The following is a 19230-nucleotide window of genomic DNA, read 5'->3' on the forward strand; positions in this document are numbered from 1 at the left end:
TATTTTAGAGGCGCTATGCTATCGGAAATGCCTGCAGGTGTCAGTTTGTGCGCGGTTTTAGTGGCGATATTGATAAAAACGGCGGAAGCATTTCTCCGTGGCCTGTCCAGGGGCGCACAACTGGAGTAGGGGGGGGCGCCGACTAACCCGGGGCGCATCGTCACTAATGAAAAAGTTCGTTGACACTGTTTGTGGCGGAGGCTAATAATCGGGGTGTTTCCAGCTTCAGGTGGATGCGACGATCTTTCCAGCCTTTGAGGGTGATCAGCAGGGCACCAGACACACCGGGCGCAAAGCCACGGTTGTTGAAGGCCTGAGTCTCGGCGGTACTGGCGGTACTGGCGGTACTAAAGGTACCCGGCAGAGCGGCAGCGCGATAAAAGCGCCCGGTCGTACCCCTGCCCCTGCTTCCAGCACTCCCGCGTATCCTGTATTGACACTTTGGCGCGCTAGACCTTCTCGGCGCGCTCAACCTCCCACAGCCTCGCTCACAGTGCCGTGCGCGCCTGCTTTCCAGTTCTTGTCTGTAACCGGCGTATCGCCCGATACGGCGTTTTTTTGCTCCATACCCCGAGGAATCGCTTATGGAATCTAGCTCCGTTGTGCACGATCTGACCCCGCTCGTCGAACCGGCCAAGAAAGTTTATGTGCTGGATACCAATGTGCTTTTACACGACCCGACGGCAGTCACCGCGTTCAACGAGCACCACATTGTGATACCCATGACGGTGCTGGAGGAACTCGACCACATCAAAGACCGCCGCGATAAAACGGTCAGCCGCGAAGCCCGGATTGCGATCAACATGATCGACAAAATAGTGGATGCGGCCTCCCCCCAGGCGATACAGGAGGGGGTGGGGATTCCCTCAGCGGACGCTGAGGGTAGTCGTGGCACCCTGGCGATTTTCCCTGATCAGCTGATCAATGATGACAGCGATGTGCCCTATCTGGACGGCACGCCGGATCAGGCCAACGACAATCGAATAATCAATGTTGCACTGAAGCTCCAGGCGGAAAACGAGGGCGCTTTTGTCTGTCTTGTGACCAAAGACATCAATATGCGCATCAAGGCCAAAGGCTCCGGTCTGCTGCATGTGGAAGATTACCGTCGGGACCGGGTGCTCGATGATATTGATCTGCTGTGCAAGGGCTATCAGCACATCGAGGGCGACTTCTGGGCAGGCATCAGCGAGGTGGACACCATCCGCGAAGATGATATTACGCTCCATCGTGTGCCCCGGGGCTCGGTGCCCGATGCCTATCCCAATATGTTTCTTCATGACGACCATGAATTCCTGGCCTTTGTGCATCGCATCGACAGTGAGCACCTATATCTGCGCTGTGACAGTCGCGACAACCTGATGAATCGACGCTTCTGGGGCTTGTCACCAAGGAATCTTGAGCAGGCCATGGCCATGTCCCTCATTGGCAACAACGATGTGGATATGACGGTGATGACCGGCCCAGCGGGCTCCGGTAAAACCCTTATCGCCCTTGCCTATGGTCTCCATGCCATTCTCGAAGAAGGGCGCTACAGCAAGCTTATTGTCGCGCGCTCCACACCCCCGATCGCCGAGGACATTGGATTTCTCCCGGGCACCGAAGAGGAGAAAATGGCCCCCTGGCTGGCGGCCTTTGATGACAACCTGGAGATTCTCCACGGCTCTGATGAGTCCTGCACCGGTAGTATTGATTACGTTAAAGAGCGTGCCAATATCCAGTTCAAGTCGCTGAATTTTATGCGTGGACGCTCTTTCAATAACGCTTACATCATTATCGACGAAGCTCAGGGTCTGACCCAGTTTCAGTTGAAGTCGATAATCAGCCGTGTGGGCGAGGACTCTAAAATTGTGGTGCTGGGTAATCTCGCGCAGATCGATAATAAATACATTTCTCCCCTGACTTCAGGCCTCACCTACCTGGTGGAGCGCAGCAAAGGGTATGATCACGCGGGTATCATGCACGTGAACGGCATAGTGCGCTCACGACTTGCCGCTTTCGCTGAAGAGAACCTCTAACCGCAGCGGCCGATCCCTGATCGGCCTGGATGACTAGTAACGCACCGTGGACAATCTTTTTATCCTGCTCCAGCGCCTGCTGCCCCAGCACGCGCTGTCCCGACTCGTTGGCTGCCTTGCCGCAGCCACCGGCCCCCGCTGGTTGAGAAACCGCGTCATTCGCGCTTTTGTCAGTCATTACGATGTTGAGCTGGAGGAGGCGGAGCGACCGTTTCCCGAGGCCTATGAGAGCTTCAACGCGTTCTTTACTCGGGCCCTGAAGCCCGGTGCGCGGCCGTTATGCAGCAGTGGCATCGCCTGCCCCGCAGACGGCGCCATCAGTGAAATTGGCGATATCGACGGCCAGCGTATTTTGCAGGCCAAGGGACGCAGCTACTCTCTGGACGCCCTGCTCGCTGGCGATGAGGCCCGGGTCCGGCAGTTTACCGGCGGCAGCTTTGCGACGATTTATCTCTCCCCCAAGGACTATCATCGAGTGCACATGCCCCTCGACGGGCGGTTGCAGGCCAGCAGCTATGTGCCCGGTGACCTGTTTTCGGTGAACGGGACCACGGCTGCGGCCATCGACGGTCTCTTTGCAAGAAACGAGCGGCATATCAGCTATTTCGATACGCCCCGAGGTCCCATGGGGATGGTGTTGGTGGGCGCCATGATTGTTGCCGGCATCGAGACGGTGTGGAGTGGGCAGGTGGCGCCGCGGCCGCGTCAGGTGGAGCGCTGGGATCATGCCGGCACGCCGACGCCGGTGTTGCTGGATCGCGGCAGCGAGATGGGGCGGTTTTTACTGGGCTCCACGGTGATTTTGTTGTTTCCCAGGGGCGTGGCTGCTTGGAACGAAGACTGCGTCCCGGGGGCGACGGTGCGTATGGGCCAGCAGCTGTCGGCCTAGCTAACCCTGCAGTGGCTGATCCAGAGACGCGATAATGCGACGGTAGCTATCGAGGCGTGCGGGGTGAATAGCGCCCGCTTCAATGGCTGCGGTCAGCGCGCAGCCCGGCTCACTCTGGTGCTGGCAATCCCGGAAGCGGCATTGGCCGATGCGCTCCCGAAACTCCCGAAACCCCTGCTCAATGTCCTCCCGATCCATATGCCACAAACCAAATTCCCGTATGCCGGGGGAATCAATCAAGGCGCCACCGCCCGGTACGTCAAAAAGACGTGCGGTGGTGGTTGTGTGTCGGCCTTTCTGTTTGTCAGGAGATAGCTCTGACACCCGCTGCTGCGCCTCCGGGATCAGCGCATTGACCAGGGTGGTTTTGCCTACGCCGGACTGCCCTACAAGTATGCTCGTATGGCCTGCGAGGAGCCTGGTGAGTTCTTCGATGGCACCAAATTTCCCTTGGGCGCGGATGGTCTGATATCCCAGGGGTGCATAGGGCTCCAGCAATACCTCCATGGCATCAGCGAGAGCGGGGTCTTCCAGCATATCGGCCTTGTTAAGCAGAATGACCGCTTCCGCGCCGAGATTTTCCGTGGCCACGAGGTAGCGGTCGATAAGCCCGCCGTGGGGCTCCGGGTAGGGCGCGATCACAATAATCACCCGGTCGATATTCGCTGCAACGCTGCGCAACTTGCCAAACTTGTCCGGCCGGCGAAGTTCGGTGCTGCGATCTTCCCGCGCCACGACCACCCCGGTCTCCTCGCCGGCGCAAAAAATCACCCGATCCCCGGCTACAACAGAGCCCAGATTCATGCGCAGATGGCAACGATGTATTAGCCGGTCATCCGCTTCTATGTCCGCCTGGGTGCCGTAGCGGGCGATTACGCGACCGTGCTGCTCGCCGCCCAGCTGCCCCCCCGCGAGCGCCTCGTCACCCAGTGCCGCCGAGCGTTCTGCGCGATCAGCGCGCTCCTGCTGCTTGCGTTCTATGCGCCAGTTCTGGCGACGGTTAAGTTTTCGTTTACTCACCCTCGCATTATTGAGCGGCGCCGGGAGACTGTCGAGCACATGCTAAACTTCATTGTCCTTTGAGGAGCGGAAACAAGCATGGTCGACGAGCGCAATTTGATCTGGGTAGATATGGAAATGACAGGGCTTGATCCCGATGGCGATCGCGTTATCGAGATCGCGACCATCGTCACGGACAGCGATTTGAGCACCCTTGCCGAAGGGCCGGTTATTGCCATCCATCAGTCGGATGCAACCCTGGAGGCCATGGATGAGTGGAACACGACCCATCACGGTAACTCGGGTCTCTGTGATCGCGTGCGTGCCAGCGCTATTGATGAGGTGGAGGCTGCCCGTCTGACCATGGCATTTCTTGAGAACTGGGTGCCCGCCGGGGCGTCTCCCATGTGCGGCAACAGCATCTGTCAGGACCGGCGCTTCATGGCGCGGCATTTGCCGGAGCTGGAGCGCTATTTTCACTACCGTAATCTGGACGTGAGCACCCTGAAGATTCTGGCGCAGCGGTGGCGACCGGATGTAGCCGCCGGGTTAAAAAAGCGGGCGGTGCATCTGGCCCTGGAAGATATCCGGGATTCCATCGAAGAGCTTCGTCACTATCGGCAGCACTTTTTGAACTGCCAGTCAGACAGCTAGGATATCGCAGCGCCATGGCGCTCCAGCGCCCAGCTCACATGCTCCTGCACCAACTCTGACGGGTACGCTGCGCGGCGCTGCAGCGCTTCGATGATTGCCGCACTGGTAGGCGCATTCCCCAGGGCAATAGCCAGATTGCGTAGCCAGCGCTCATAGCCAATGCGGCGCAGCGCCGAGCCCTCGGTGCGCGCAGCCCAAGTCTCTTCGTCCCAGTTAAACAGTGTCAGTAGGTCACTGTCGTCCAGTCCATGGCGCGGCCGGAAATCCTGCTCTTTTGTGGGCTGGGCGAACTTATTCCAGGGACAGACAAGCTGACAGTCATCACAACCGAAAATCCGGTTTCCCATTAAGGGCCGAAGCTCTGGATCAATGCTGCCTTTATGTTCGATAGTGAGATAGGAAATGCAGCGGCGCGCATCCAGCTCGAAAGGTCCGACGAAAGCGTTTGTGGGGCAGATATCCAGGCAGGCCTGACAGCTTCCGCAGTGCTTGCTGTCCTGGGGGGGGTCAACGGGCAGAGGCAGATCCGTATAAATTTCCCCCAGAAAAAACCAGGAGCCGGCGTCCTGATTGATGAGCATGGTGTTTTTGGCAATCCACCCGAGACCCGCATTCTCGGCCAGGGCGCGCTCCAGCACCGGTGCGCTGTCCACAAAAGCGCGGTAGCGACCGTGTCCCAGATGTTCTTCGATGCGTTTGGCCAGCTGCGCCAGGCGCTTACGCACCAGTTTGTGGTAGTCGCGCCCGAGGGTATAGCGCGCAATGTACGCCTTATGGGGATCTTCGAGTACTGCCATGGGCTCGGCGCCATCGCTAAGATAGTCCATACGCAGGGTGAGGACCCGGCAGGTACCGGGCACCAGTTCCTCCGGTCGGGAGCGTTTGCTGCCATGGTCACCCATCCATTGCATCTGCCCCTGGTAGCCTGCCGCAAGCCAGCGCTGGAGGTAGGTCTCATGCTCGGCAAGATCAATATCGCTGACCCCTAGCTGTGCAAACCCCAGCTCTTTTGCCCAGGCGCGAATCTGCGCCACCAGGGCGCCGCCGTCGTTGGCCAGGAGATTCTCTGTCATGAGTGTGCAGCCCTTTTCCCACGCTCACCGTATAATTGCGTAATGCGTTTGCAAGTCATAACAGCGATTGTGCCAGAGGTCCGGTTCTCATGAGTATGAAAGTGCCGCGCTTGCTGTATACGGCCGCGCAAAGCCGTGCCGTTGATCGCGAGGCGATAGAGGTGCACGGCCTCCCCGGTCCCCTGCTCATGGCCCGGGCTGCGCGCGCTGCCTTTGCGTTTCTCCTTGCCAGGCAGCCCGAAATCACCGCGACCCAAAAGCCCTTGCACGTGCTCTGTGGCCCCGGAAACAACGGCGGAGACGGGCTATTGCTTGCGATGCTGGCGACGGCCAGGGGAATACCCACGAGGGTTTTCCTTGTCGACGGTGCGCCTCGTAGCAATGATGGTAAGACCGCGATGGCGCGCGCGAAGTCTGCTGGTGTTGCTATTGAGGATTACGTCCCGGGAGCGCTGGTCGAAGGCGGCCTTATCGTCGATGGAATGTTGGGTACGGGGATTAGTGGTGAGGTCCGTCCCGGGTACGGCGCGGCGATCGAGGAAGTAAATGCGCTATCAGTCCCGGTGCTGGCCCTGGATGTTCCCTCGGGGATCGATAGCGATACCGGCGCGGTATGCGGCGCAGCCGTGAATGCCACCTGGACTATGAGTTTCATTACGCCAAAGCGTGGACTTTACACCGGAATGGGTGCAGAGCACGCGGGCGATTGTTCCTGTGATGACCTGGAGGTACCCGAGGCGGCTTATGCGGTGGCAGGGGAAGCTGTTGAAGCGCTGGACCTGGGATCGGAACTGCAAAACCTTCCGCGACTCAGGACCACCGCTCACAAAGGTCATTTCGGCCGCTGTCTGGTCATCGGCGGTGATTACGGGATGGGCGGCGCTGTTGTTCTCGCGGCGGAGGCGGCGCTGCGCAGTGGTGCCGGGCTTGTCCGGGTGGCAACCCGGGGGGCGCATATCGCTGCGCTTCTGGCGCGGCGACCGGAGACCATGGTGACGGCAATTGATCATAGAAACGCCCTGATGCCGATGCTGGACTGGGCAGACGCTGTGGTCATCGGTCCCGGATTGGGGGGCGAGGTATGGGGCGAGCAGATAATCCACGCGGCGCTGGATTGCGATAAACCGCTGCTCCTGGACGCGGACGCCCTCAATCTTCTGGGTAGACAGGGCCCGCGAAGCCTCCCGCCCGGCTCCGTGATCACCCCGCACCCTGGGGAGGCCGCAGGACTATTGGCGTCGGAGCAGGCTTTGGATGCCTCTGCGGTGCAGAATGACCGCTTCGGCGTTGCTTCGCAGCTGGCCGAGTTATGGGGTGCCACGGTGGTGCTGAAAGGCAACGGCAGTCTTGTTCAGGGGCACCGACGTTGCGCCCTGTGTCTGGACGGAAATCCTGGCATGGCTTCCGGCGGCATGGGCGACGTGTTGAGTGGTGTTGTTGGAGCCTTGCTGGCCCAGGGCTTGCCGGCGGAGCAGGCGGCAGCGCTGGGTGTGGTGCTCCATGCCCGGGCGGGCGATGCGGCAGTTGGAGACGCGTCACCGCGCTCGCTGCTGGCCAGCGATCTCATGGCACCTATAGGAGTATTGCTCCAGTGAGAGCGAAGCCTTTCGCAAAACTACACCTTGAATTAAGCACCGAGGACGCGGTGGTGGCCTTTGGCGGGGATTTGGCGCGAGTGATGCCACCCGGTACCACGCTATACCTCCACGGCGAACTGGGCGTCGGTAAGACAACGCTGACCCGGGGGATTGCTCAGGGCCTGGGTCATGGCGGGGCAGTCAAGAGTCCTACCTATACTCTGGTAGAGCCTTACCTCGATTTGGCGACGCCGCTGTACCACTTTGACCTTTATCGGCTGGGTGATCCCGAGGAGTTGGAGTACCTGGGTATCCGGGACTATTTCGACGGACGGGCGCTGGTAGTCGTTGAGTGGCCCGAGCGCGGAGGCGACTTTTTGCCGCAGCCTGATGTGGAGATTAGACTGGCGGTTAGTGACGCCGGGCGGCGGCTGCAGATTAGTGCCTATGGCGATGCCGGCGAGGCATGCCTTGGAGGACTTCGCGCTATCCCGGGTGAAAGTGCAACATAATCATGATAGTTGGGAGAGACTCGCGATCGATGGAGCGTGGACAGTGAGATCCGGCCGGTGGGCACTGCGGGCTGTCGCGGTATTGCTGTGTCTGATCCCGTCGCTTCTCCAGGCGAAAAATGTCGATGTGAAGGATCTTCGCTTGTGGCGGGCGCCGGACCATACGCGCCTGGTTCTGGATTTGTCCGGCCCGGCGGAGCATCGCCTTCTGGAGCTACAGAACCCGAGGCGCCTGGTCATAGATGTGACCGACGCAAAGCTCCTTGCCAGCATCGGCGAGTTGGAGCTCGACAAAACGCCTATTTCGGGCATTCGCAGCGGCGTCCGCGAGGGCAATGACCTCCGCCTGGTGCTGGATCTCTCGGAAGCGGTTCGACCTCGAAGCTTTGCGCTGAAAGCCTCGGAGCGCGCGGACGATCGTCTGGTGATCGATCTCTATGATCTGGATACGGTGGTGGCGGCGCCTGCAGTAAAAAAGAGTGCTCGCAGCAGTGGTCGTCGCGACATTGTGGTTGCCATCGATGCCGGGCACGGGGGCGAGGACCCGGGAGCGTCGGGGCCGGGACGCTTGCGCGAGAAGCAGGTGGTGTTGGAAATAGCCAAAGAGCTGCACGATTTGTTTAAGGCGGACACCGGTTTTGCGCCCACGCTGATTCGCAGCGGCGATTACTACGTAAGTCTGAAAGGTCGTCGGGATCTGGCCCGCAAGCGTCAGGCCGACATGTTTGTCTCGGTGCACGCGGATGCGTTTCGCGATAAGCGTGCCCGGGGAGCGTCGGTCTACGCGCTCTCCACGCGGGGCGCCACCAGCACCACCGCCAGCTATCTGGCCCAGCGGGAAAACGCTGCGGATCTCCTGGGGGGTGTGAGTCTCTCAGACAAGGAAGACGCGCTAGCGATGACCCTCGCGGATCTCTCCATGACTGCCACGCTGGACAGCAGTCTTAACGTAGGCGCCAGTGTCCTCAATGAGATGAACCAGTTCGCAAGACTGCACAAAAAACAGGTGGAGCAGGCGGGCTTTGCCGTGCTCAAATCGCCGGATGTGCCGTCGATACTGGTGGAGACGGGTTTTATATCCAACCCTGAAGAGGCCAGAAAATTAGCATCGGCGAGTTATCGCAAACGTATGGCCAAAGCCATTCATCGCGGTATTGTGCAGTGGTTTCGCGCCCATCCACCGCCGGGATCCTTGCTGGCAACCCTGCGCGATGCCGGTGAGCGCGAGTACGTGATTGTTGGCGGTGACACGCTCTCGGGTATCGCCCAGCGTTTTAACGTGAACGTCAACCTGCTGAGCCAGTACAACAATCTACGTAATAGCAAGATTCTTGTAGGCCAAACGCTGCGTATCCCCACCAGCTGAATAAGTGGATACCTTTCATGCCCCTGATTAAGCGCCTCCCACCGCGCCTCGCCAACCAGATTGCTGCCGGTGAGGTGGTCGAGCGCCCCGCCTCGGTGGTCAAGGAGCTGCTTGAGAATAGTCTCGATGCCGGCGCTCGCCGCGTGGACATCGACATCGAAGGGGCGGGCACCAAGCTGATTCGCATCCGGGATAACGGTTCCGGTATCGCCCCGGACGACCTGCCCCTGGCCCTGGATCGTCATGCGACGAGTAAAATCGGGTCCCTGGATGATCTGGAGCAGGTGGGCAGCTTCGGATTCCGGGGTGAGGCTCTTGCAAGCATCGGCTCCGTTGCCCATCTGGTGGTCACCAGTAACACGGCGGACGGAGGCAGCGACGGACAGGCCGCCAGTTGTTCCGGTCGCGATATGCAGGTGACGCTCAAACCGGCGGCACATCCGCAGGGCACCACCGTGGAAGTGCGGGACCTGTTCTTTAACACGCCCGCGCGGCGCAAGTTTTTGCGCACGGAGCGCACGGAGTTCAATCATCTGGACGATGTGGTGAAGCGCATCGCGCTATCGCGTTTTGATGTGAGCTTTGCCCTGCGTCACAACGGCCGTCAGCTTAGGGACCTTCGTCGCTGCGACAATGAAGCCGATCAGCTGCGCCGGGTGGCGACCCTCTGCGGACCGGCCTTTGTGGACAATGCGGTGGCCATCGATCGCGATGCGGGAGAGCTGCGCCTGCACGGCTGGGTGGCGCAGCCGAGTTTCTCCCGGAGCCAGGCCGATCTTCAGCATTTTTATGTGAACGGACGCTACATTCGCGACAAGCTCGTGGTGCACGCGGTGCGTCAGGCGTTTAGTGACGTCCTCTACCAGGGCCGCCATCCCGCTTTTGTCCTCTATCTCGAGCTGGATCCGGCGGAGGTGGACGTCAATGTCCATCCCACCAAGCATGAGGTGCGTTTCCGGGATGGTCGCAGCGTTCACAGTTTTATTTACAGTACCCTGCACAAGGCGCTCGCAGATATCCGGCCCAGCGATAGCTCGGTTCCCACCCAGGCGAGCACATCTCCGGTATCGGCATCCGCGGGGCGCCTGGATTTGCTCACCGGCGAGCTGGTGCGGCAGCAGGAGATGGGTCTCACAGAGCAGGGCGCGGCGAGTCTGATGTCAGGGAATACGGCGGTTTTTAATGATCGCGGGAGCCGCGGCGATTTTCAGGCAGGCCGGGGAGCACCGGCGAACTTTGATGGGGCGACGGCGGCGAGCTATCAGCAGCTTTACGGACCGTCGGACAAGCCGGGTGCGGTAGAGGAGGGGAATGGCGCCGATATTCCGCCTCTGGGATACGCCCTCGCACAACTTCACGGGATCTACATTCTCGCCCAGAATCGCGAGGGTATGGTTCTGGTGGACACCCATGCGGCGCACGAGCGCATTACCTATGAGCGCCTGAAGCAGGCCAGGGACGAGCAGGGAATCCGCAGTCAGCCCCTACTTGTCCCTCAGAGCGTGTCCGTCAGCAGTCGTGAGGCGATTCTTGTGGAGGAACACGCCGCGCTGTTTGAAAGCCTGGGACTGGGGGTGGATATTGCCGGCGAAGAAAGCCTGCTAATCCGCGAAATTCCCGTGTCTCTGCAGGGCGCGGACGTGGAGCAGCTGCTCCGTGACGTTCTTGCGGAGCTCCTTGAGTACGGCACCTCCGAGCGGATTGCGAGGCATGAGGACGAACTACTCTCTACCATGGCCTGCCACGGGTCCGTGCGTGCAAATCGCCGCCTCACGGTACCGGAAATGAATGCGCTGCTTCGAGACATGGAAATCACTGAACGCTCAGGGCAGTGCAATCACGGTCGTCCCACCTGGACGGCGCTCAGTGTGCAGGATCTGGATCGCCTGTTCCTTCGCGGACGTTGAGGTGAGTGCTCCGCTGCTGTGCATCATGGGGCCCACGGCCTCAGGAAAAACCGACCTCGCTATTGGCCTCGCTGATGCCCTCAACGGTGAATTGATCAGCGTGGATTCCGCGCTGGTGTATCGCGGCCTGGATATCGGTAGCGCCAAGCCCCGCTATCCCCACCACCTCATCGATATCTGTGACCCCCGCGATGCCTACTCAGCCGCGCGCTTTGCCGAAGATGCGCGGGCTGCGATGGAGCAGATCAGAAGTCGGGGGCGTCGGCCTATCCTGGTGGGCGGCACCATGCTGTACTACAGCGCCCTGGTGCAGGGGTTCGCTGCAATGCCCGATGCTGATCTCCAGGTCCGTGCTGCGATCGCTTCACTGGCGGCAAGGGATGGCTGGCCGGCGGTGCACCGTGAACTGGCGCGGGTTGACCCCGATGCCGCGGCGCGCATCCATCCGAATCACTCCCAGCGTTTGTCCCGTGCCCTGGAAGTGTATCGGCTGAGCGGAAAAACCATGACGGAGCTTCACGGGCAAACACCGGACGCTTCCCTTGATGAGGAGGTGCTGGCGGTAGCCATTGCCCCGGCAGAGCGACGGGTGCTCCATCAGCGAATCGCCACGCGTTTCGGGCAGATGATGGAGGCGGGCTTCCTCGATGAAGTGCAGGCTCTCAGGGCACGTGGGGACCTGCACGGAGACTTGCCGTCAGTGCGAGCCGTAGGCTATCGGCAGCTTTGGGCCCATCTTGAGGGGGAGTGCAATTTGGACGAGGCTCAGGAGCTCGCGATTGTTGCAACCCGCCAGCTCGCGAAGCGCCAGTTCACCTGGTTACGTAAATGGCCTGATCTGCACTGGATTCATACCGACGGTTCGGGCGGGGTAGTTGACAGCGATTTGGCCTTAAATGACCCGGATCTCCTTAAAATCACCGATCCCTTAAATCTGCTCTTGAACTACCTAACGTACAACCCCATGTAGTAAGCTGAGCAGGCAGCGGCACTGTCCCCGGCCCGTGGCTGAGGGAGTGGCGGCTGCAGAGCCGGCCTCGGGCCGTGCTCAGGTTTTTTCTTTGGTTTTTTTTGGCTCGATTTGAGCCCCAAATAGCCCGCGTGGCTGAAGGAGAGTTGCATCATGTCTAAAGGGCATACCCTACAAGACCCTTATCTGAATCTTTTGCGAAAAGAGCGGGTCCCCGTCTCCATTTACCTGGTCAACGGCATCAAGCTGCAGGGTCAAATCGAGTCTTTTGATCAATTTGTCGTTTTGCTGAAAAATACCGTCAGTCAGATGGTGTACAAGCATGCGATTTCAACGGTGGTGCCTGGGCGAGTGGTTCGCATGCCCATGCAAAATCCACCAGAGGATGACGGTGAGAGCTAAGTCCTCGGTACACCGCCATACCCTGTTTCGTCGTTCCACTGTCACCGAGACACTGGGTGCTGCGGGCGTTGTAGTAAGTAAGACACACTGGAATCCTCTTGTTTTTTGATAGGCCGGACAGCGGCGAGCGGGCCGTGCTCGTCAATATCAGTCTGGATAATGACGGTGGCGGTATTGATCCCCGGGAATTCGAGGCGCTGGTAATTTCTGCCGGGGGTGACCCCGTGGCGCTGGTCACTGGTCACCGCAGCACCCCTAAAGCGCGTAGTTTTGTGGGGAGCGGAAAGCTCGAAGAGATCGAAGAGATTCTTCGGGCCGAGGAAGCCTCCCTGGTCATCTTTAATCACAGCTTGAGTCCCAGCCAGGAGCGCAACCTGGAGGCGACTCTCAAAGCGCGGGTTCTGGATCGTACGGGGCTCATTCTGGATATTTTTGCCCAGCGGGCGCGAACCCACGAGGGCAAGCTCCAGGTGGAGCTGGCCCAGCTGCGGCATATGAGCACTCGTCTTATCCGGGGATGGACCCACCTCGAGCGCCAGAAGGGCGGTATCGGCATGCGCGGCCCCGGGGAAACCCAGCTGGAGACGGACCGTCGTTTACTGCGTGCGCGCATTAAATCCATTAGCGGCCGTCTGGATCGCGTGCGCCGCCAGCGGGGTCAGGGGCGCAGAGCGCGGCAGCGCGCGGAGCTGGCTACCGTGGCGCTGGTGGGCTACACCAACGCCGGTAAGTCCACCTTGTTTAACACGCTCACTAACTCAAAAGTCTATGCGGCGGACCAGTTGTTTGCGACGCTGGACCCCACACTGCGGCGCCTGGAAGTCGATAATCTGGGCCCGCTGGTGATCGCAGATACCGTGGGGTTTATCGCACGGCTGCCCCATGGCCTGGTAGAGGCCTTTAAGGCAACGCTGGAGGAGACGCGCGAAGCGGATCTGTTGTTGCATGTTGTCGATGCCGCCAGCGAAGAGCGCGATGACAATCGTCACGAGGTGCAGGCGGTGCTGGAGGAGATCGGCGCAGAAGAGCGACCGGTGCTGGAGATCTACAACAAGATTGATTTGCTGGAAATGCAGCCGCGCATTGACCGCGACGATGAGGGGATGCCCTATCGCGTGTGGATCAGCGCTGAAAAAAACCTGGGGCTTGATCTGGTGCTGGAGGCCTTGGCGGAGCGTCTCGGTGCTGACGTGCTGGCTCAAGACGTTGAGCTACGGCCTGAACAGGCAAAATTGCGTGCAGCGCTTTATGCTCTTGGCGCGGTAGAGAACGAAGAATTTGGTGACGATGGCAGCGCTCACCTACAGGTGCGTTTGCCGCGTTCGGACTGGGAACGATTGATTTCCCGGGAAGGCGCTTAATCGCGGCAGTGGATTTTGGAGTCCAACCTATAGTTGGCCTGAGATTTTGCTAGAATGCCGCGCTTCCTGTTTTGAGGAGATAGAGCATGGCCTGGAATGAACCGGGTGGCGGTAACAATTCACGCGACCCCTGGGGCGGTGGCAATCAGGGTCCGCCGGATCTTGATGAAGCGCTCAAAAAACTGCAGCAACGCTTTGGCGGCCTCTTTGGCGGCGGAAAAGGCGGTGGTGGTGGAGGCGGCGGTGGACCCTCTGCTTCGCTATTTATTGTTTTGGCCTGCGGTGCTGCCTTGGTCTGGGGTCTTATGGGCCTCTACCAGATCGACGAGCAGGAGCGCGCGGTAGTGCTTCGCTTTGGTAAATACCATTCCACGGTGCAGCCGGGCCTCCACTGGAATCCTCCGGGCATTGACGAAGTCATCCGGGTCAACACGACCAAGGTTCGCGCGGCAAGTTTCCGGGAAATCATGCTGACCCAGGACGAGAACATCGTTGAGGTCCGTATGTCGGTGCAATACATCATCGATAACGTGCAGGATTTTGTGCTTGAAGTTCGCCAGCCCGAGAACTCGCTGCAGCAGGCAGCGAAGAGTGCGCTTCGCCATGTGGTCGGTGGTATGACCATGGATCTGGTGCTCACCGAAGGGCGGACGCGGATTGCAACGGAGGTGGATGAGCGGCTGCAGAATTATCTGACCAACTACACCACCGGTATTCGCTTGTCGGCGGTTAACGTCGATGATTCGAAGCCACCTTCACAGGTGCAGGCGGCCTTTGATGACGTGATCAAGGCTCGGGAGGACGAGGAGCGCGTGAAAAACGAAGCTCAGTCCTACGCCAACGGTATCGTGCCAGAGGCCCGGGGTCAGGCGCAGCGCCAGATCGAGGAGGCAAGCGCCTACCGCGAGCAGGTCATCGCCAACGCAGAAGGTGAGGCCGATCGCTTCAACAACCTGCTGTCGGAGTACCGCAAGGCGCCGGAGGTCACCCGCGAGCGTCTCTATCTCGATGCGGTGCAGAACGTGCTCAGCAATACCAGCAAGATCATGGTGGACGTCGAGGGCGGTAATAATGTGATGTATCTGCCATTGGACAAGCTTAACGCCGGTTCCAGCTCGACCCGTCGTAGTGCGCCTATGGATATCAATTCAAGCAATATTCGTGAGCTGACCGATGCGGTAACGGAGCAGTTGCGCCGCGATGCCGCCGCTCAGCAATCACGACGGGGGGGACGTTGATATGACAGGACGTTCATTGACACTGTTAGTCGTAGCCACGCTGCTCTTGTTCGTGGCGAGCAATTCTCTTTATGTCATCAAGGAAACCGAGCGCGGTGTTCTCCTGAAGTTTGGTGAAGTGGTTAATCCAAACCTCGAGCCGGGACTGCATGTGAAAGTGCCCTTTGTGAACAATGTCCGCAAGTTCGATGGTCGGATTGTCACTCTGGATTCTCAGCCAGAGCGGTTTTTCACCCAGGAACAAAAGGCACTGATCATCGACTCCTACGCCAAGTACCGCATCGCGGACACGGCGACGTTCTATAAAGCCACCAACGGCGAAGAGTCCCGAGCGTCAGGCCTGCTAGCCCAGCGGATCAACAACCGTCTGCGTAACCAGGTGGCGATTCGGACCATTCAGGAAGTGGTATCCGGTGAGCGGGATCAGCTCATGGAGACCATTACCCGGGAGCTGGATGTCGTGGCTCGCGCAGAGTTAGGTCTCGAAATTGTTGATGTCCGTGTGAAGCAGATCGATCTGCCGCCGGAAGTGTCCGAGTCGGTCTACCGACGCATGAACGCGGAGCGGGAGAAAGAAGCCCGGGAGCGTCGATCCCAGGGTCAGGAGCTTGCCGAGGGTATTCGTGCCGCAGCGGATCGTGAGGTCACGGTGATCAGCGCTAATGCCTATCGGGAAGCGCAGCAGATTCGAGGTCGGGGAGATGCCGAGGCCACACGGGTCTATGCTGAGGCTTTCGGTCAGGATCCGGAGTTTTACTCCTTTACCCGAAGTCTGCGCGCCTATCAGGACTCGTTTCAGAGCAGTGGCGATATCATGCTGGTACGGCCTGACAGCGAGTTCTTCCGCTATCTGAAGGATTCCAGCGGAGGCATTTAAAGCAGCGGCTGCGCCCGCAGCCCTGTGCTAAAATCCGTAAACCGTGGAGGATGATGCGCTAAATCAGCGCGTACTAACCCACGGTTTTTTCTTGGGGGAGTGTTTTGCAGGAATTTTGGCAGGTCTTTCCCGTTGCTGTGGCGCTCGTCTTTGTGATGGAGGGGCTGCTGCCCTTTATTAGCCCGGAACGCTGGCGTTCCATGATTGCGACCGTCGCTCAGTTGGATGACGATGCGATCAGACGCTTCGGGTTGGGTAGCATGCTCTTTGGCGTCGTGATGTTGTATCTGGTGCATTAATCGTGGAAAAGCAAAGCCCCATTCGGGCATGGCAACTGCCGGATGGCATTGACGAACTCCTGCCGGAGGCGGCGGCACAGGTCGAGGCTCTTCGCAGGAGGTTACTGGACTGTGCCTCGCGGTGGGGGTATCGCCTGGTCACTCCACCGATGGTGGAATTCACGGATTCGCTGTTGGTGGGTGTGGGTGAAGATCTCGATCTGCTGACTTTCAAGGTGCCCGATCAGGTGACGGGCCGGATGCTGGGATTTCGTGCGGACATGACGCCGCAGGTGGCGCGCATGGATGCCCACAGTCTCCACGGTGACCAGGTGAATCGACTGTGCTACGCCGGTTCGACGTTACACACTCGCTCCGGGTCTTTGGCCGCGTCCCGTTCACCCCTGCAACTAGGCGCGGAACTTTACGGTGCCCGGGGGTTGTCCGCGGACATCGAAGTTATTGCCCTGATGTTGAGCATGCTCCATGTAGCGGGTGTGGAAATTGGCCAGGCCTTAACGCTGGATCTAGGTCATGGCGATATATTCAAACACGTGCTCGCCGCCAGCGGTGCCGTGGAAGCGGGTATGGAGGCGGCGGTTTTCGACGCGCTCCAGCGCAAGTCCCGTCCGGATCTTGAGCGGCTTCTTGCACGGCTGCCCGAAGCATCAAGGGCCGGTTTGCTTGCGCTCATGGAGATGCATGGTGATCTATCGGTGCTGGATCGTGCGGAGGCGGAGCTTGCCGGAACCGCACCCGAGATTCGCGACTCCCTTCGGGAGCTGCGCGAGCTCTCATCGGCACTTCAGTCCCGATACCCCAACGTGTCCCTGTACGTCGATCTCGCTGAGTTACGTGGCTATAGATACCACACCGGTGTGGTGTTTGCCGCTTACACACAGGGGCTGGGAGAAGCTTTGGCGCGCGGCGGACGTTATGACAACGTGGGTGAGGTTTATGGCCGGTCCCGTCCCGCAACGGGCTTTGCGACAGATTTGAAGTTGTTGGCAGCTCAGCTGCAAAAGCAGGACATAGCCCAGGATGCAATTGCGGCGCCGGATGAGGAAGACCCCGCCCTGCAGGAGGCTGTGAAAAGGCTTCGCAGTCAGGGAGAAACAGTAATCGTCATGCTCGACGGTGAAAGAGATGCCCGCTGCATGCGGAAGTTAATCAAAGTTGATGGACAGTGGCAGCCCGAAACGCGGCAAGAGTCACTCGTTGGAGAGGGTAAATGAGCCGTAACGTGGTAGTGCTGGGCACCCAGTGGGGCGATGAGGGCAAGGGTAAAATTGTCGATCTGCTGACCGATCGGGCAGATGCTGTCGTGCGCTTTCAGGGTGGACATAACGCCGGCCACACACTGGTGTGTGATGGCGAGAAGACCGTGCTCCATTTGATTCCGTCGGGCATTCTCAGAGACAGCGTTGTCTGCTGCATCGGTAACGGCGTGGTCCTTGCCCCGGATGCACTGCTTAAGGAAATTTTGGAACTGGAGGAGCGGCAGGTGCCGGTGCGCGAGCGCCTGAGGATCTCGCCTGCATGCCCCCTGATTTTGCCCTACCACGTGGCCCTTGATGTGGCGCGAGAGGTGCGCCGCGGTGCGGATAAGATTGGCACGACAGGCCGCGGTATTGGTCCCGCCTACGAAGACAAGGCCGCGCGACGGGGCCTGCGTCTGGGGGATCTTTCGGATCCCGCGCGCTTTGAGCGCAAGCTTCGTGAAGTCATGGAGTACCACAACTTTCAGCTGGTGAACTACTACAAGGTCGATCCGGTGGATGTAGAGGAAGTCTTGCAATCCAGTCTGACCATGGGCGAGCAGTTGCTCCCCATGATGACCGACGTGACTGCAATGCTGCACCAGTTCCGCGCCGAGTCGCGGAGTATTCTGTTCGAGGGTGCCCAGGGTTCGCTGCTGGATATTGATCACGGTACCTATCCCTTTGTAACCAGCTCCAATACCACCGCCGGTGGCACAGCAACGGGATCGGGTTTTGGTCCTCTTTATCTGGATTATGTGCTGGGCATCACCAAGGCCTACACTACCCGCGTGGGCTCCGGGCCCTTTCCCACAGAATTGTTCGACGCTACCGGTGAGCATCTGGCCACCCGGGGTCACGAATTTGGAGCGACCACGGGGCGCGCTCGGCGCTGCGGATGGTTTGATGCCGTCGCTCTGCGCAACGCCGTCAACATTAACTCTGTCAGCGGTATCTGCCTGACAAAGCTGGATGTTCTCGATGGCCTAGAGTCCATCCAGATCTGCATCGGCTACACCAACGAGGCCGGGGATGCGGTACTTAACCCCATGGACTCGGAAGATTACGAAGGCCTGGTCCCCGTTTATGAAACGGTACCCGGCTGGAGCGAATCTACTGTGGGCGCCAAGTCCCTTGAAGAGCTGCCGAAGGCGGCACGCGACTACATCTCCACCATAGAGACCGTGGTCGGTGCACCTATCGACATTATCTCCACCGGCCCTGACCGCGTGGAGACGATCATCCTTCACGATCCTTTCAGCTAGGTTCCTGTGGTGCCGGGCATGTACTGATCAGTGGTACCGCTGCCGATAATCACTGTAGCTCAGCCCCGTCCAGCGGCGGAACGCGCGGTAAAAGCTGTTTACTTCGAGATACCCCAGCTCATCGGCGAGACATTTGCCGGGGAGCCACCGCTCCCGCAAGCGGGCTTCGCAGCGGTACTGGCGGGCTCTATCGAGGAGAAATTGATAGCTGGTGTGATCGTTACGCAAACGCCGTCGCAGGGTGGTGCAGCTGATACCCAGGGTCTCGGCTACGCTCTCGGCGCGTACTCGGGCCAGGTCACCGTCCAGCAAAATCCGGAGCACTTTATCGGTCGTCCGCGATAGGGGTAAACAGCTGTTTTTCTTCTCGTTCTCTGCTGTTCGGTGTGACTTGCAGGCTTTCCGTCGTGCGAGTGTTGACGGATGATGATTATGATTTTCCCGGAGTTCTGCCACCGGGTGGGCCTCTGCTGCGGATTGCGGCTTAGCGAGACAGTCTCTTGATTCGTAGCGGGCAAAGTGCTCCCAATCGCCCCGTTGTTCTGGTGTGTCCGTTCCGTGTCTTTCTAAAATACCCGGGCTTTG

At 59.5% G+C, this 19230-nt stretch carries 18 protein-coding genes; 15 read left to right on the top strand and 3 right to left on the bottom strand.

Annotated features, from left to right (window positions below):
* Positions 1 to 584 precede the first annotated feature (584 nt).
* Positions 585 to 2018, top strand: a complete 1434-nt coding sequence (locus ACTG3T_RS07190; protein ID WP_439101581.1) for a PhoH family protein — start codon at positions 585 to 587, stop codon at positions 2016 to 2018.
* 46 nt (positions 2019 to 2064) lie between these two features.
* Positions 2065 to 2907, top strand: a complete 843-nt coding sequence (gene asd / locus ACTG3T_RS07195) for an archaetidylserine decarboxylase (protein ID WP_439101582.1) — start codon at positions 2065 to 2067, stop codon at positions 2905 to 2907.
* Here the strand turns inward: asd and rsgA are convergent, their stop codons facing one another.
* Positions 2908 to 3966, bottom strand: coding sequence for a small ribosomal subunit biogenesis GTPase RsgA (rsgA, locus tag ACTG3T_RS07200; RefSeq protein ID WP_439101583.1), 1059 nt, complete (start codon positions 3964 to 3966; stop codon positions 2908 to 2910). It abuts the gene before it with no gap.
* A 39-nt stretch (positions 3967 to 4005) separates the two neighbouring features.
* Here rsgA and orn point away from each other — a divergent pair, with 39 nt between their 5' ends.
* On the top strand, positions 4006 to 4560 hold the full coding sequence (orn, locus tag ACTG3T_RS07205; RefSeq protein ID WP_439101584.1) for an oligoribonuclease: 555 nt from the start codon (positions 4006 to 4008) through the stop codon (positions 4558 to 4560).
* On the opposite strand, the gene queG is transcribed toward orn, so the two are convergent.
* On the bottom strand, positions 4557 to 5633 hold the full coding sequence (gene queG / locus ACTG3T_RS07210) for a tRNA epoxyqueuosine(34) reductase QueG (RefSeq protein ID WP_439101585.1): 1077 nt from the start codon (positions 5631 to 5633) through the stop codon (positions 4557 to 4559). The two genes, orn and queG, sit on opposite strands and share 4 nt — an antisense overlap.
* Before the next feature lie 89 nt (positions 5634 to 5722).
* Between queG and ACTG3T_RS07215 the strand changes: the two genes are divergently transcribed.
* From ACTG3T_RS07215 to ACTG3T_RS07270, 12 genes are all read left to right on the top strand, one after another.
* Entirely contained in the window at positions 5723 to 7228 is a 1506-nt protein-coding gene (locus tag ACTG3T_RS07215; protein ID WP_439101586.1) for an NAD(P)H-hydrate dehydratase, read from the top strand.
* Positions 7225 to 7722: a tRNA (adenosine(37)-N6)-threonylcarbamoyltransferase complex ATPase subunit type 1 TsaE gene (gene tsaE, locus ACTG3T_RS07220; RefSeq protein WP_439101587.1), complete on the top strand. Its 498-nt coding sequence runs from the start codon at positions 7225 to 7227 to the stop codon at positions 7720 to 7722. Before ACTG3T_RS07215 ends, tsaE begins: the two co-directional genes overlap by 4 nt.
* Before the next feature lie 43 nt (positions 7723 to 7765).
* Positions 7766 to 9088, top strand: a complete 1323-nt coding sequence (locus ACTG3T_RS07225; protein ID WP_439101588.1) for an N-acetylmuramoyl-L-alanine amidase — start codon at positions 7766 to 7768, stop codon at positions 9086 to 9088.
* Between the two features lie 17 nt (positions 9089 to 9105).
* Complete coding sequence (gene mutL, locus ACTG3T_RS07230; RefSeq protein WP_439101589.1) at positions 9106 to 10995, top strand: DNA mismatch repair endonuclease MutL; 1890 nt, start codon at positions 9106 to 9108, stop codon at positions 10993 to 10995.
* 25 nt (positions 10996 to 11020) lie between these two features.
* Positions 11021 to 11965, top strand: a complete 945-nt coding sequence (gene miaA, locus ACTG3T_RS07235; protein ID WP_439101612.1) for a tRNA (adenosine(37)-N6)-dimethylallyltransferase MiaA — start codon at positions 11021 to 11023, stop codon at positions 11963 to 11965.
* Positions 11966 to 12118: 153 nt separating this feature from the next.
* On the top strand, positions 12119 to 12367 hold the full coding sequence (gene hfq, locus ACTG3T_RS07240; RefSeq protein WP_008292735.1) for an RNA chaperone Hfq: 249 nt from the start codon (positions 12119 to 12121) through the stop codon (positions 12365 to 12367).
* A 98-nt stretch (positions 12368 to 12465) separates the two neighbouring features.
* Entirely contained in the window at positions 12466 to 13728 is a 1263-nt protein-coding gene (gene hflX / locus ACTG3T_RS07245) for a ribosome rescue GTPase HflX (RefSeq protein WP_439101590.1), read from the top strand.
* Between the two features lie 86 nt (positions 13729 to 13814).
* Entirely contained in the window at positions 13815 to 14966 is a 1152-nt protein-coding gene (gene hflK, locus ACTG3T_RS07250) for an FtsH protease activity modulator HflK (RefSeq protein WP_439101591.1), read from the top strand.
* Position 14967: 1 nt separating this feature from the next.
* Positions 14968 to 15843 (top strand): protease modulator HflC, encoded by an 876-nt coding sequence (gene hflC, locus ACTG3T_RS07255; RefSeq protein ID WP_439101592.1) that lies wholly within the window; start codon positions 14968 to 14970, stop codon positions 15841 to 15843.
* Positions 15844 to 15947: 104 nt separating this feature from the next.
* Positions 15948 to 16142: a DUF2065 domain-containing protein gene (locus ACTG3T_RS07260; RefSeq protein WP_439101593.1), complete on the top strand. Its 195-nt coding sequence runs from the start codon at positions 15948 to 15950 to the stop codon at positions 16140 to 16142.
* A 2-nt stretch (positions 16143 to 16144) separates the two neighbouring features.
* The gene (locus ACTG3T_RS07265; protein WP_439101594.1) at positions 16145 to 17356 is read left to right on the top strand and encodes an ATP phosphoribosyltransferase regulatory subunit; all 1212 of its coding nucleotides are present in this window, start codon (positions 16145 to 16147) and stop codon (positions 17354 to 17356) included.
* The gene (locus tag ACTG3T_RS07270) at positions 17353 to 18645 is read left to right on the top strand and encodes an adenylosuccinate synthase (protein ID WP_439101595.1); all 1293 of its coding nucleotides are present in this window, start codon (positions 17353 to 17355) and stop codon (positions 18643 to 18645) included. The genes ACTG3T_RS07265 and ACTG3T_RS07270 overlap by 4 nt, the downstream gene beginning before the upstream one ends.
* A 27-nt stretch (positions 18646 to 18672) precedes the next feature.
* Here the strand turns inward: ACTG3T_RS07270 and ACTG3T_RS07275 are convergent, their stop codons facing one another.
* Positions 18673 to 18969, bottom strand: a complete 297-nt coding sequence (locus ACTG3T_RS07275; RefSeq protein WP_439101596.1) for a helix-turn-helix domain-containing protein — start codon at positions 18967 to 18969, stop codon at positions 18673 to 18675.
* Between the last annotated feature and the right edge of the window lie 261 nt (positions 18970 to 19230).

It is taken from the genome of Congregibacter sp. (genome assembly GCF_965660375.1).
In the GTDB taxonomy this organism is placed as follows: Bacteria; Pseudomonadota; Gammaproteobacteria; order Pseudomonadales; family Halieaceae; genus Congregibacter.